This is a genomic window from Blastococcus sp. TML/C7B, from assembly GCF_016612845.1.
In the GTDB taxonomy this organism is placed as follows: domain Bacteria; phylum Actinomycetota; class Actinomycetes; order Mycobacteriales; family Geodermatophilaceae; genus Blastococcus.
Map to the genome: position 1 here is coordinate 1,267,638 of NZ_JAEOAA010000002.1, position 13,722 is coordinate 1,281,359.

A 13,722-nucleotide genomic window follows, 5' to 3' on the forward strand; every position below is an offset into this window, starting at 1 on the left:
GACAGTACAAGATCAAAGAGACGGCGGACCGGCGAGCTGTCCGCAAACAGTCCGCAGAAGTCCGCGATCCACAATCTGGGAACGGCCTCGGGGCCACGCCGATCCGGTGCCACGGCGCCGTCTCGGGGCCCGTCCACGTGACGTAGAACACGTCGCACGGGTTGCTCTCCCGAGCGCGGTCACGAGACGCGTGGACGGCTGTCTCCCGCGAGGGTCGAGACCCTGCCGCTGATCGATCCGCTCAACGATCCGCCGAGCGACAATGTCCAGGCGGTCCGCGGCTGCTCGGCTGTAGATGCGATCGGCGAGATGGCGTTGGTCCACAGCCCGTCGAGTCAAAGTCGCGGGTCTACCGGCTCGGACTCCAGCGCCAGGACGGCGAAGACACACTCGTGGAACCCGCCAGAGCGGCTCACCACGGGCGAGGCGCTCCAGCCCCTCCAGGCCGAGGGCGTACTCCCGGAGGGCGAGTCCGCGCTTGCGGCCGAGCGACCGTTCCCGCAGCCGTTCGAGGTGCTGCGGCTCGGTGTAGTCCGGGCCGTAGATCAGCCGCAGGTACTCCCGGCCGCGGACCTTGAGGCCGGGCTGCACCACACCGCGCCGCCCGCGGGTCAGGTTGGCCGCGGGCTTGACAACCATGCCCTCGCCGCCGACTGCCGTCATCTCCTCCCACCAGGCCGTCGCCGCAGTCTCGCTGGTCGGGTCCGTGACGTCGACCGTGAGCGAGCGGGTGCTGCGGACGAGGTCGGGGTCGGCCTCGGCGAGGCGGTCGGCGACGGCGAGGTGCCAGGCGTGCGGCCGGTCGGAGTACGTCGCGCCGGCGGAGGCGAGCAGCTGGAAGGGCGCGAAGGCGACGCCGCTCAACCCGTCGGTGGGCCAGCAGTAGCGCCGGTACACCTGTGAGAACGCCTCGACGTCGGCGACGCGCCGCCGCTGGCGGTCGAGCACCTCCCCGATCTCGAGACCCCGCGCGGCCGCCTGCTCCAGGGCTGCCACGGCGGCGGGGAGCGCCGTCCGCGCGGCAGCACCGACCGCGGCGTACTGGCTGCGGATCAGGTCGCCCGCCTTGACCGACCACGGAAGCAGCTCGGCGTCGAGCAGCAGCCAGTCGGTGTCGAACTCATCGAACAGCCCCGCCTTCTCCGCCGCGGTGCCGAGGCGGCCCAGGAACGCGGCGGTGAGCTCGGGGCCGAAGAAGGAGCGGCCGGTGCGGGTGTGCAGCACACCACTGCCATCACGGCGGACCACCGCAACCGCGCGGGAGCCCATGTGCTTCTCCTGGCAGACGACCTCGGCCACGCCCTCGCCGCGGAAGTAGGCGAACGCCTCGGCCGGGTGCTCCAGCAACCCCGGCCGGGTCGAGGTGGCGGACGGGCTCATCGTCGGCGGCAGGTACAGCAGCTGCTCCGGCGCCACCGCGAAGCGGCTCATCACCTCGATCGCCGCCGCGGCGTTCTCCTCGCGCACGGTCACCCGGCCGGAGAGCCGGGTCTCGACGACCCGCTTGCCGAGCACGTCGGCGACGTCGAGGACGTCGTCCCGGCGCCGCGGCTCGGACAGCGGGGCGGCCTCCCCCTCGGCCAGGAACGGGCGGGCCGGCTCGTAGTAGGTCTGCTTGGCCGCGACGCTGACCAGCTCCCGCTCGGGGTAGCGCAGCGCCGTGAGCCGGCCACCGAAGACGCAGCCGGTGTCGAGGCACAGGGTGTTGTTGATCCACTCCGGCGTGGGAACCGGGGTGTGCCCGTAGAGCACCATCGCGCGGCCGCGGTACTCGGTCGCCCACGGGTAGCGCACGGGCAGACCGAACTCGTCGGTCTCCCCGGTCGTCTCGCCGTAGAGGGCGAAGTCCCGCACCCGGGCGCTGGCGCGGCCCTGCAGCGACTCCTTGAGCCCGGCGTGCGCGACGACCAGCGCTCCGCCGTCGAACACGTAGTGGCTGACCAGGCCGTAGCAGAACTCCTCGACCTGGCGGCGGAAGTCGTCGTCCTCCGCCTCCAGCTGGGCCAACGTGCGCTCCAGGCCGTGGGTGATCTGCACGTTGCGCCCACGCAGGGCGCGCACCAGCTTGTTCTCGTGGTTGCCGGGCACGCACAGGGCATGTCCGGCGGCGACCATGCCCATGACCAGCCGCAGCACACCGGGTGAGTCCGGCCCGCGGTCGACGAGGTCGCCGACGAAGATCGCCCGGCGTCCGGCCGGGTGCTCGGCGTCCACCGGGCGACCGTGCTCATCGCGGCGAAGCTCGTAGCCGAGCTCGTCGAGCAGCTCCTCGAGCTCGGCGCGGCAGCCGTGCACGTCGCCCACGACGTCGAACGGGCCGGTGTCCTCGCGGCGGTCGTTGTAGGCCTTCTCGTAGGTGATGACCGCGCGGTCGATCTCCGCGGTGCCGTCCAGCACGCTGCACCTTGCGGAAACCCTCGCGGCGCAGGCCGCGCAGCCCGCGCCGCAGGTCCGACCGCTGCCGCCGGATCACCCCGGGTGCGATGTCGCGGTCCGGCCGGGCGGCGTTGCGGGCCAGGCACTCGCCCTCGGGCACGTCGAGGACGATCGCCACCGGCAGCACGTCGTGCTCGCGCGCCAGCGCCACGAGGGAGGCACGGTCCTCGCGCTTGACGTTGGTCGCGTCGACCACCGTCAGCCGTCCGGCGCGCAGCCGGACTCCGGCGATGTGGTGCAGCAGGGCGAAGGCCTCCGGCGTCGCCGACTGGTCGTTCTCGTCGTCGGCTACCAGGCCACGACAGAAGTCGCTGGAGAGCACCTGGGTGCCACGGAAGTGCCGGCGGGCGAAGGTGCTCTTGCCCGAGCCGCTCACGCCGATCAGCACGACCAGGCACAGGTCGGGGACGACGACGGTGCGCGGCTCGCCGGTCGGGCGCTCCTCGGTCGGCGTGATCATGCCGGCCACCCCCGTCACCGTGGCACGGGTGAACACGGCCATCTGCGTGGGCGTGCCGACGTCCGGGTCGTCGTCACCGACGCCGAGCAGCCGCGCCGTGTACCCGTACCGGTCGCCGACGGCGGCGGCCCAGGCGGCGAACTGCGCACGGGTCCACTCGAACCGGTGGTCCCGGTGCCGGAACGTGCCGGCCGGCAGCCCCTCGAAACGGACGTTGTACTCGGAGTTGGGAGTAGTGACGACGACGGTGGCCGGGGCAGCGGCACCGAAGACGGCGTGCTCGAGCGCCGGCAGGCGGTCAAGATCGAGGTGCTCGATAACCTCCATCAGCACCGCTGCGTCGTATCCCCGGAGTCGGGCGTCGGTGTAGGTCAGTCCGCTCTGCAGCAGCTTGATCCGCGCCCGCTGCCGCTCCGGGAGCCGGTCGAACCGCAGGCGCCGGGCGGCCACCTCCAGCGCCCGGGCGCTGACGTCAACGCCGAGGATCTCGGTGAACGCCCGCTCGGCCAGCAGCGCGGGCAGGAGCGCACCGGCTCCGCAGCCGAGGTCGATGACCCGCTGCGCGCCGGCCGAGCGCAGCGCGGCCAGCACCGCCCCGTGCCGCTGCAGCGCCAGGGGCACCGGTCGGTCGGCCGAGTCGTCCTCGCCGTCCGCGATCTGCGGGCCGCCGGCCGCCGCGAGCGGCGGCGCGATCGCGTCGTCCAGTGCCTCGGGATCGGCGTCGTCGACCTCGGCGAGCCGCTCGATCGCCCGGCGGCTCAGGGCGGTCCGGTGGCCCAGGTACCGGCGGGTGATCAGGTCGCGCTCCGGGTGCGTGGCCAGCCAGCCGCTGCCGGCGCGCAGCAGCTTCTCGATCTCGTCGGTCCCGATCCAGTAGTGCTTCGCGTCGTCGAGCACCGGCAGGGCCACGTAGAGGTGGTTGAGCGCGTCCGCGAGCCGGAGCTCCCCGGTCAGCCGCAGGTCGACGTACCGGGACTCGCCCCAGTCCGGCAGGGTCTCGTCCAGCGGCACCGCCGTCGCGTCGACCCGCCAGCCCAGCGGCGCGAAGTACCGGTGCGCCATCTCCACGCCGCCCCGGCACGACAACGCGGGGATGTGCACCTCCAACGGCAGCGCGACGTCGACCAGCTCCGGTCGCTCCTTGCTCACCCCACGGCGGGCGCTGGAGAACGCCTTGCCGAGCGCGACGGCCAGCAGGCTCGACGCCGCGTACGGCCGGTCGTTGACGTACTGGGCGAGCGCGCCGTCATCCCCGCCGGCCCGAGCCGTGCGCACCAGCCCGATCGGGTCGACCTCGAGCAGCAACGCCGCTGTGCACCGGTGCTCGTCCGCCTCCGGGTAGAACACGTGCGCCGTGCCGGTCGAGACGTCGACCTGCTGGGCCCGCGCTGGGTTCTTGTGCAGCAGAAAGCCGAGATCGGTCGCGGGCACGTGCGTGGTGGACAGAGTGACGAGCACGCCCGAGTGTCACTGAGAGACGTCGCGTAGTCGAACGCCATTTCCGGCTCGTCATCCGCGCCGCGACGAGCTGGCATGGCTCCGACCCGCTGGCCGGACCTGCGCAGGGTGCCCGTACAGGTCCAGTATCACGGTTGCCCGATGGGCCTCGACGGAACTCTGGGCCCCGGCCAAGGGCTCCTGCGACCCGACTCACGCCTCGGTCGGCACGGCGTCCTCGCGCTGGGCATCAATCCAGGCCCGGAGGTCGTCGCGGCGGTAGAGGACGCGGCGGCCGACGCGGAAGCTGCGGGGACCGGTGTTGCGGTGCCGCCAGTACCGGAGGGTGGCGACCGGGGTGCGCAGCAGCTGGGCGGCCTCGGCGATGGTGAGCAGTTCCGGTTCGTGGCCGGCGGGCTGGAGGTGCATGGCTGTCTCCCTCGAAGATCGTGTGGCTGGGGCCCGACACCGGTAGAAGGCGTCCATGTCGGGTCATTGCTGACACCCCATGGCCAGTTTCTGGCCGCGACCTCCTGTTTTTCTCCGGTACGCCTCCAGTTGGGCCTCCAGTCCTCTTGCAGCCGGTCTTCCTGTTGTTCTTCTGCTGCCGCCCACCGGGCGGGTGAGGAGAGTTCCCTCGTGCAGCAGCAGGGCGCCGACTGCCGCGCGTTCAGCGCCCAATGCCGCGGCCGAGGGCGCGGCGCGGGGCGAGGTGGCGGATATCCTCGGGCTGCGGGTGCTGCACGGTCCGGTCGGGCCCGGCCGTGGTCCGCGGGGTGGTCCGGGCCGCGCGTTGGGCGACGTCGCGGCGAGCGCGCCAGGCCTGGTGCTCCAGTTGGAGCCGCTCGGGCGGCTGGGCGAGCAGGGCCGGTTCGGTTTGCAGGGTGGCAATGCGCGCTCGGACGTCGGTCAGTTGCTGGCGGGTGGCGGCCAGTGCCCGCTCGGCGTCGGCCAACTGCAGGGCGTGGTCGTTCTGGCCCGTGGTGCCGTAGCGGTGGTCGTGGTCGTACCGGGCCCGGTCCAGCGCGCGTTGCGCGGTGTAGTGGGTGCGCTCGGCGGCGACGGCAGCGGCGGCGAGGGCGGCGTAATCGGGGTGCGCGTGTTCGGCGGCACGGCGGGCCGCGGCCCCCAGCGCCGCCTCCAGGGCCGACCGATCATCGTTCCCGGCGGCGGTCCGGGTCAGCCGGGCGTGGTCGGCGGGCAGGCCCGGCAGGTGCGGCGCCCAGGTGGCGTGCCAGTCGGTGAGCTGCTCGCCGGCGCGGGCCGCTGCGCCGCGGCGCAGCCCCAGCCGGCCGGGGCCGTCGAGGATTACCCGGGCGGCCTGCCGGGCGGTCTCCCGCCCGGCGTCCCATCGGTTGAGGAGGGTGTCGCGGATCTGGTCGGCGTCGGCGGCGACGCGGGAGCCGCTGGCCTCGGCCCGCTGCCGGGCGGTGGCGGCGTCGGTCGCGGCCTGCGCGCAGTCGGCCTTCAGGGGGGAGAGCCGCTGGGTGCTTTCGGCGTGTCGGGCGACGGTTGCGCGGAGGGCTTCGCGTTGCAGCTGCTGGCGGGTGAGCAGGTCGCCGCAGCGGCTGCTGCTCGGTCCAGGCGGCGCGCAGGTCGGCGAGGACGTCGTCCAGCGGCCGCGGTGCGGCGTAGCGGGCGGCCTCGGCCGCTGCCTGCTGGGCGGCGTCGGCGGGGCCGAGGTCGGCGCGGTCGCGGGCGAAAACCGTGACCCACTGCTCCCGCGCCTGGTTGACATCGGTGGCGATCAGGTGCGCGGTGTTGGCCCGCCGGCCGCGCGTCATTCCGACGTAGGCAGAGGTGGCCCCGGTGTGTTCGCCGACCACCAGGTGCGCGGCGGTGACCGTCTCCCCCTGCGCGCCGTGCGCGGTCGTCGCGTAGGCGAGCTCCACGTGCGCGGCGACGTAGTCGGCGGGCAGCACCCGCGCACCCTGCCAGCGCGGGGTGACAGCAGGGGTGACATCGGCCGGGGTGACAAGAAGTCCGCCCCGCGAGCCGGCGACGGCGCGGACCAGCCAGGTGTCCCGGTTGGCCACGTCGAGATCGCGGTCGTTGCGGCGGGTCACGAGATCCGATCTCCCACCCCGATCCGCTGCCCCGCCGCGGTGACGACGGTGTGCACGTCGTCGACCCGGCCGGCGGCGACGAGCCGGTCGCGGATGGCGGTGTTGAGCTCGGCGACCTGCTCCCGAGTGTCGGCCACGATGGCGATGCGCTCACCGTCGGTGGAGGACGGCGCGGCGGCGGTCGCAGCCAGCGTCTCCCGCAGCGTCTCCGGGTCGGGGTGCAGCCGGATCTGCCCCCGCCCGAGAAGTGCGTCGAACACCTTGCCGGGGTCATCGCCGGCGCGCATCGCCAGGGTCAGGTCCGCGTATGCGGTGTCGGGCAGGGCGCGGCCGTCGGGGCCGGTGCGGGCGAACCGGTGCAGCCCCTGCAGTGTCAGGTAGGCATCGGCGTCGACCTGGCCGACCGCGAGGTGGAGAACGCCGCCGCGGCCCACGGCGGCGAGCTGGTGGCGGTCGCCGAGCAGTGCGGCGCGCACCTGACACTCGTCGGCGATGGTCAACACGGCACGGGCGGTGTCCTGGTCCAGCATGCCCGCTTCGTCCACGACGAGGAGATCGCCAGAGAGCAGCCGCGCCGCCTCACCCGGCCCGGCGTAGGTCTTCCCGGTGACCGTGTCGGTCTGACCAACGGCGAGGCGGGTCCAGGCGCCGTCGTCGTCCCAGCGCCAGCCGTACTCGAAGGCCAGCCGGGCCGCCGACCCGGCCGCAGTCCCGATCTCGGCGGCGGCGACCTTCGCGGCCTTCAGCGTGGGGGTGACCACCACCAGCCGCCGCCCCTGTTCCTCGAGTGCCTGGCGGGTGGCCGCGAGGGTGGTGGTCTTGCCCGCGCCCGCGGCGCCCTCGATCACGATCAGCGGGCGGTCGCCGGCCAGCGCGGCGACCGCCGCCGTCTGACCGGCGTCCAGCTTTCCGGCGCTCGCCGCGGGCGCGACCGTCGGTGTCAGGTGGGCCGGCGGGGGTATCAGACCGGTGTCACGTGCGTCCGTTGAGCGCCCGACGGCGCGGGGCCGCGAGACGGGCGGTCAGGTCGGCCTCGACGGCGAGCACCGGCCGGGACGTCCAGGCCCGGATGTGCTCCGCCACGCCGTCCCGCTGCAGCAGTGGCACACACATACGCATGGCGCGGGCGGTGAGATCCTCGGCCAGCTCGATCCGCACCCCGGCATCGACGACGACGCCCTCGGCGGCGATCAGCCGCTCCACCTCTCCGCGCACGTCCGCGGCGTTCCATGCCGAGCGGGCGGCGGCCAGGCGAGTCAGCGCCCGCCCGACGAGCTCGTCGCGGTCCAGCGCGCCGACCGGGGTGGGCGACAGCGGGACGGGACTGGTCGGTGCGCGGAAGCCGAGCTCGGCAAGATCCGTCCGCCAGCGTTCGCCGACGTCCGCGCGGGGCTGCGGGGAGACCTTGTCCGGGCGGCCCTCCGCCCACGCGCGGGCGTCCCACGCGTGGCGCAGTGCCGGCCCGGGTGTTTCGTCGGGGTGCGCGGCGGCCCATTCCCGTTCGTAGCGGTCCACATTCCGTGCGATCTGCGCATGCCGCGCGCTGAACGGGCCCACATATTTGGCCAGCTGCGGTATTTCTCCGGTTGGGTCCTTGGTGTAGCCGTTCGCGGCGAACGCGGCGTTCAATTCCGGGTCGGTGTCCATCGCCGCGTGCCCGATCCCGTTGATCGCGCCCAGGAAGTCGCGGATGCCGACGGTGTGCAGGCCGCGCCATTTGGCGGCGGCGTACACCCGGGAGAGAAACTGGAGGTGCAGGTGCCAGTGCGGATCGTTCGCGCGGCTGGTGAAGTGCCGCACTGTGGCCGCCTCCAGCACCTCCACCGGCACCTGCACCTGCCCGCCGGCCGGGCCGACCCGGGTGGTCGCATGCTCGGACAACCAGGCGACGATCTGCTCGGCGGCCCGGTCCTGCGCCGCCTCGTACGCCGCGGCAATGTCCGGATGAAGAGCGGCCGCCAGCGACCAGGTCTTCGGCCCGTTGACCACCACCTCCACGAAGCGGACGGCGTGCGCGTCGGAACGCAGCCGCCCGCGCGGCTCCCCGGTGGCCGGGTCGCGGCCGGCCACCCAAGTCTCGTAGGCCTCGCCGGTCAGCGGCGCCAGCTCCCTCACGCGACCGTCGGTGGCGGTGAACCGGCGCGCGACTCCGGTGCCCTCGGTGAGGTAGTAGTCGTCCGCCCGCCCCCGGTCGGCCTCCACGTAGCACCGCGCGGCCGCCGGCGCACCGGCGTACACCTTCATCCCGCCCTGCATTTGTCAACGCCACCCAATAACGTCCAACGCGTCACTCCTAGAAATGCCGATGGGCTCCGCGAAGCGGAGCCCGATCTCCCTATCTTGATAGCATGCGTGCCGTTCCTTTCGGAGGGTTTCAATACGACAGAGTAGGCCGATCCGGATTCAAAGCGCGAGGTGTCGGAGTTTGGTTTGGCAGGAGGCGTTGATAGCCGTTGAATGGTTGAGTCGCGCGAAGAAACTGAGCGAGGAGGCGAACTGCTGGCGGCTGCAGCGTGGTTGGCCCCCGGCGTTGTCGCCGCCACTTGCCTGGCTCTCCTGGAACTTCGGCATAGCGTTGGTGATCTGGGCGCCGGAACATCGATCAGGAACTGCTCTCGCCGACGGCTCCCGCTCGTGCGCCGGTTGTCGTCCCCTTGCGGGGGATCATCACCGGGCGGGCCTTACGGCCACACCTGTGAAGGGCTCGCCCGGCTCGAGTTGCAGACGTTCCCGCTCGGCGGTCGTACTCCTGGCGGCTGCGCCGGTCGCCGTTGGTCTAAGCGGACGCGTCACGCGACGGCGTCTCACTACCAAGATCACTCCGGATCGAGTCAGACTGGGGACGTGGTCAAGCGGGAGCAGGGAAGCCGACGGTGAAGGCCTCGGACCTCGAACGGGAGCAGATCCTCGACTACTTCGCGGCTCAGATGGCCGAGGACCCGGTGGTGCACCTGGAGAAGGTCGCAGTCGAGCGGGTTGGTTCGGTGCTGCACCACATCTGGGACGTGCATTGCAAGGGAAGCCGCTGGTGGGCGATCAGCAACTCGCTGAACTACTACTCGCAGGACGACTTCAAGAGCCGGGACGTCGCGCTGACGTTCCACGTCGGGCTCATGGTGCGCATCGCCAGCCGGGAAGAGGTCCCAATCACCGAGGAGGCCGCGGGACTGCTTCCGCGAGCCTGGCGCCTGTGGGAACAGGCGATCGAGTCCCTCGACAGCGGCCGCGAAGCCGAGGACTTTCAAGCCCTCGGGGTGCGACTACGCGAGGTGATGATTACCTACGCCGACGAAGTTGCCGATGACGCGCTGGGGCCAGAAGGCGAGGTCGGTCCCAAGGCAGCTGACGTCGTGGGCTGGACCAACCTGCTGATCGCGCACCTGGCCGCAGGACCCTCCAGCAAGCAACTGCGGTCCTATGCCATCAAGCTGACGCGCGAGACGTGGGACTACGTCAACTGGCTGACTCACGCGAAGAACGCGATCGCCTACGACGCGCACATCGGTGTGGCGGCGGTGAGCCACTTCCTGTCGACGATGACCGCGGTATGCCTTCGCGCTGGGACCGGCGCGAGGAGCCGGTGCGAGAGCTGCGGCTCCTACCGGATGGTGACCGGTGCCTGCATGCGCTGCGGCTGGCACGATCCGAACTACGTAGCGCCGGCCTCCCGGCAGCTGACCGAGGAGGAGCTTGCCGTGCGACTGGCGAAGCCTTGCGTGCCAAGCTCGGATATCTCCACGTTCATGTCACCGGACGACTACCGCTAGACCATCGCTGAGCGGCTGCGCCCCGGCGTCCACTTCATGATTCGTGTTGGCCTCGGCTGTCAGTGTCACCGCCTACATGCCGCCGGTGGCCGGATCAGTAGCGCTGAGGCTCAGCGGGCGGCTTGAGGGTCAGGTCCAGGTCGCCGAGGTCGAACCACTGGCCGGATGGTGGTTGGTCGGCCATCGGATCGGTCCAGCGCAGGCGGACACGGTCGGGGCGGATCTCCATGAGCCGGAACCTCGCGCCACTCGCGCTGGTCGAGCGGGCGGGCCCACCACGGCTCGGCCAGACAGGACATGCCGAGCGTGCGCACGATGTCCAGCGCGTCGTCGTAGCTGCTGACGGTGCCGAGGGCAGCGCCGAAGGTCGTCACGGCCTGCCAGCCGCCGGAGGTGGGGACGACGCGACCGAGCAGCTCACCATCCTCCTCACGGCGGACGTCCTCGGGTGCGGGGATGCCCGGCCAGGAATCCTGGATGGCCTGAACGATCTTGGCGGTGGAGTCGTTGAGCCAAGTGATGCCCTCCCGCTCGGCAGGGCTGCCCGCGTAGGCCTCGAGTTCGGCTTCGCGCCCGAGGACCCACACCCGCCGGAGCCGTTGGGTGGCCGTGATATCGGCGGTGGGGTCGCCGTCGAGGAGAACCAGGTCGGCTCGCCCGCCGGCGACGAGACGTCCGCGGTCGTCCAGGCCGAAGACCTCCGCCGGCGTGGACGTGGCCGCGGTCAACGCGTCGGCTCGGTCGCAGGCCGGCGCGAACCAGGTGCTGCAGCTCCCGGTGCAGGCTCGCACCGTGCACCAAGCCGGGGTTGGGTGCGTCGGTGCCGGCGAGCACGCGCACGCCGGCCTCGAAGAGGGCCAGGGTGTTCTCCCGCGCCGCGGCGCCGTCTGGCGCTCCCGGCGGCATCCACCGCCGGGACTGACCGTCCAGGACCCGACGCCACCGCCGCGTCAGGCGGGACGCCAGTGCCGGTTGGGCGAGCAGTGGCATCACGCCGTCCGGCCCGGGGAATCCGTCGATGATGGACAGCGTCGAGATCAACGCGACACCGGCGCGCGCGACATCGCGGACCTCGCCGTCGGTCATCCGATCGAACGGCGCGTGGGCGAGCACGTCGACCCCGCAGCGGGCGACGGTGACCGCACCGCGGGCGGTCGAGACGTGCGCCACCACGGGCAGGCCGTGGCGGTGCGCCGCGGCGACCAGGGCCTCGATCGTGGCCTCGTCCAGGGAGGGGATATGTCGAGCATGGCCCCGGAGCCGTCGTCGTAGATCACTTTCAGGTGGGTCGCCCCTTCGCCGATCCGGTCCTCGACAAACGGCAGCGCGTCGGCGGGGCCGGTGACGTACGGAAGGGGCGAGTAGGCGATGGTGGGATGACCCCCAGGGGCGGTCGCGCCGATGCTCGAGGTGCGCAGGTCGGCCCGCACCGGCCCCTGCCCGGCGTGGGCGGTGGTCGCCGCGGCCCGCTCCGGGTCGATGACCTCGGGCTTGCTGAACTGGTCGACCACGGTCGTCACGCCGAACGTCGCCGCCAACTGGGTGCAGCCGGGGAGTAGGTGCACGTGGGCGTCGATCAGCCCCGGCAGCAGGGTCCCGCCGCCCCCGTCGACGACCGCGTCACCCGACGCGGCGGCGGGAGGCGTCCCGATGGCGTCGATGCGGCCCTCGACGACACGCACGCAGGTGGCCTCGAGCGGGCGAGTCCCGTCGAAGAGCCGGACATCGCGGATGGTGAAGGGCTGGTGAGTAGGCACGTCCGAGACGCTAGAAGTTGACGTTGCGAGAAGGTCAAGCGCTTACGGTCGGGGACGTGGAGCACTCGATCAGCCAGGTCGCCCGGATGGCGGGGATCTCCGCCCGTGCACTGCGGCACTACGACGAGATCGGTCTGCTCTCCCCGGCGAGGGTCTCCGCCAACGGCTACCGGTGGTACGGGCGCCGTGAGCTGCTGCGGTTGCAGCGCATCCTGCTCCTCAAGGAGCTCCGCGTTCCGTTGCCGGGCATCCGGGACATCGTCGACGGCGAGGCCGACGAACTGACCGCGCTGCGGCGCCACCGCGAGCAGCTGGTCGGTGAGCGGGACCGGATCGACCGCATCCTCGACACCATCGACGCCACGATCGCCGGCCTGAGCGGGGAGCGGACGATCAGCGACGAAGAGTTCTTCGCCGGCTTCACCGCGGACAAGGAGCGGCTACGGGAGGAACTCGTCGGCCGCTATGGCGACGCCGTGCGGGACCATTTCGCCGCGGCCGAGCAGGCCACGGCCGGCTGGAGTCGAGAGGATCACGAACGCGCCGCCGCGGATGGGCGCCGCCTGCTGACCCGGATGTCGGAAGCCCGCGCCGGCGGCGTCGCGCCGGACGACGATCGAGCGCTGGACCTCGTCGTCGAACACCACCGCGGGGTGACTGCGCTCTGGCCCGCCGACGCAACCGCCTACCACGCGCTCGGCGACCTCCTGCTCGACGACCCGCAGCAGCGCGCCATGGTCGAGGATGTAGACCCGCAGCTCCCGCCCTGGCTCGCTGACGCGATCAAGGCATATGCCGTGCACCGACTCGGGCACCACCTGGACTGATGCCTCCCGCCTGTCGACCCGCTGACCAGCCCCAGTAGCCGAACCCCGTCCGAGAAGGACCCGTGCAGCAACCTCCTGCGTGAGAAGGCTAGGCCTTCGGGCGTCGGAGCAGGTACTCCTTCATCAGACCGCCCTGCGACGGCGTGACGGCCGGCGACCCGAGCAGTTCCCGCCGTCCGCCGACAGAACGTCGAGGGCGCCCATCTGGCGACGGAGGCCGGCGCTCTCAGGATTCACGGTCTCGTCGTCTCCGGTCGTCAGAAAGTTGATCTTTCCCGGACGGCCTTCGGTGATGGTGACCAGCAGGGTTCCGTGTTCGCAATGGGCCATGGCCCCGAGGGTGAGCGCCCGGCCGTTCACCGCAGTGGGCGCCCGTCGACACGCCGCAGCGGGAATGGGTCGCACCGGGCATCCCGCCGTTGGACCGTCACCGCCAGCGGATCCCTTGCGGTACGCGGCGCCGCGGCTACCCGGGACCGGACGAACGTCGCCGTAGCGGGTTCCTCATTCGGAACGCTGTCGACCGCTCGGATTCGAGCCCGGTGCGACCTGCGGTTGAATGCCTGCATGGACGCGCACGCTGTCGTCATCGTGGACACCGAGGGCGTCATCACATCCTGGAACGAAGGCGCCGTGCGGCTCTTTGGCCACGCAGCATCCGCTGCTGTCGGACAGCCGGTGGACCTGATCGTCCCCGAACATCTGCGGGACGCGCACTGGGCAGGCTTTCATCGCGCGATGGCGTCTCCAGAGATCAAGGACATGGCGGCCGATCTGCCCGTGCTGTGCTCCGACGGCATAATCCGCGAGTTCACCGGCAGGCTGTTGGCGTTGAGCGACGGCCTCGGCACGGCGATAGGAGCGATCGCGATCTACCACGCAGAAGGGTCCACTGGCGTTCGACCCTTCTCCCTCCCATCAAGTGTGCCCTGAGCCATCCACGACCAACATCGACGGGCTGCGAAACTGTCT

General features: G+C 71.9%; 7 protein-coding genes and 2 pseudogenes. 3 read left to right on the forward strand and 6 right to left on the reverse strand.

Annotation, left to right across the window (positions count from 1 at the left end; all coding sequences use genetic code 11):
- Positions 1 to 12: 12 nt before the first annotated feature.
- From JKP76_RS21850 to mobF, 4 genes and pseudogenes are all read right to left on the reverse strand, one after another.
- Positions 13 to 2,397 carry a polynucleotide kinase-phosphatase gene (locus JKP76_RS21850; RefSeq protein ID WP_375335663.1) on the reverse strand — a complete coding sequence of 795 codons (2,385 nt, stop codon included), beginning with the start codon at positions 2,395 to 2,397 and terminating at the stop codon, positions 13 to 15.
- A 130-nt stretch (positions 2,398 to 2,527) separates the two neighbouring features.
- A pseudogene (locus JKP76_RS19045) lies at positions 2,528 to 4,354 on the reverse strand (3' terminal RNA ribose 2'-O-methyltransferase Hen1); the annotation flags it as partial.
- 192 nt (positions 4,355 to 4,546) lie between these two features.
- Positions 4,547 to 4,762, reverse strand: a complete 216-nt coding sequence (locus JKP76_RS19050) for an AlpA family transcriptional regulator (protein ID WP_200492338.1) — start codon at positions 4,760 to 4,762, stop codon at positions 4,547 to 4,549.
- Between the two features lie 241 nt (positions 4,763 to 5,003).
- Positions 5,004 to 8,643 (reverse strand): annotated as a pseudogene (mobF, locus tag JKP76_RS24260) (MobF family relaxase).
- A gap of 629 nt (positions 8,644 to 9,272) precedes the next feature.
- Between mobF and JKP76_RS19060 the strand changes: the two are divergent.
- Positions 9,273 to 10,166, forward strand: a complete 894-nt coding sequence (locus JKP76_RS19060; protein WP_200492339.1) for a hypothetical protein — start codon at positions 9,273 to 9,275, stop codon at positions 10,164 to 10,166.
- Positions 10,167 to 10,276: 110 nt separating this feature from the next.
- Here the strand turns inward: JKP76_RS19060 and JKP76_RS19065 are convergent, their stop codons facing one another.
- Together JKP76_RS19065 and JKP76_RS19070 are read right to left on the reverse strand one after the other, a co-directional pair.
- Entirely contained in the window at positions 10,277 to 10,957 is a 681-nt protein-coding gene (locus JKP76_RS19065; RefSeq protein ID WP_375335664.1) for an amidohydrolase family protein, read from the reverse strand.
- Positions 10,958 to 11,248: 291 nt separating this feature from the next.
- On the reverse strand, positions 11,249 to 11,923 hold the full coding sequence (locus JKP76_RS19070) for a hypothetical protein (RefSeq protein WP_200492341.1): 675 nt from the start codon (positions 11,921 to 11,923) through the stop codon (positions 11,249 to 11,251).
- A 56-nt stretch (positions 11,924 to 11,979) separates the two neighbouring features.
- On the opposite strand from JKP76_RS19070, the gene JKP76_RS19075 reads away from it, so the two are divergent.
- The gene (locus JKP76_RS19075; protein WP_200492342.1) at positions 11,980 to 12,750 is read left to right on the forward strand and encodes a MerR family transcriptional regulator; all 771 of its coding nucleotides are present in this window, start codon (positions 11,980 to 11,982) and stop codon (positions 12,748 to 12,750) included.
- Positions 12,751 to 13,317: 567 nt separating this feature from the next.
- Positions 13,318 to 13,683, forward strand: a complete 366-nt coding sequence (locus tag JKP76_RS19080; protein ID WP_200492343.1) for a PAS domain S-box protein — start codon at positions 13,318 to 13,320, stop codon at positions 13,681 to 13,683.
- Positions 13,684 to 13,722 lie beyond the last annotated feature (39 nt).

Excerpts from the sequence above, each read along its gene's own strand:
- JKP76_RS19050 (WP_200492338.1), bottom strand. The coding sequence starts at position 4,762 with ATGCACCTCCAGCCCGCCGGCCACGAACCGGAACTGCTCACCATCGCC.
- JKP76_RS19080 (WP_200492343.1), top strand. The coding sequence starts at position 13,318 with ATGGACGCGCACGCTGTCGTCATCGTGGACACCGAGGGCGTCATCACA.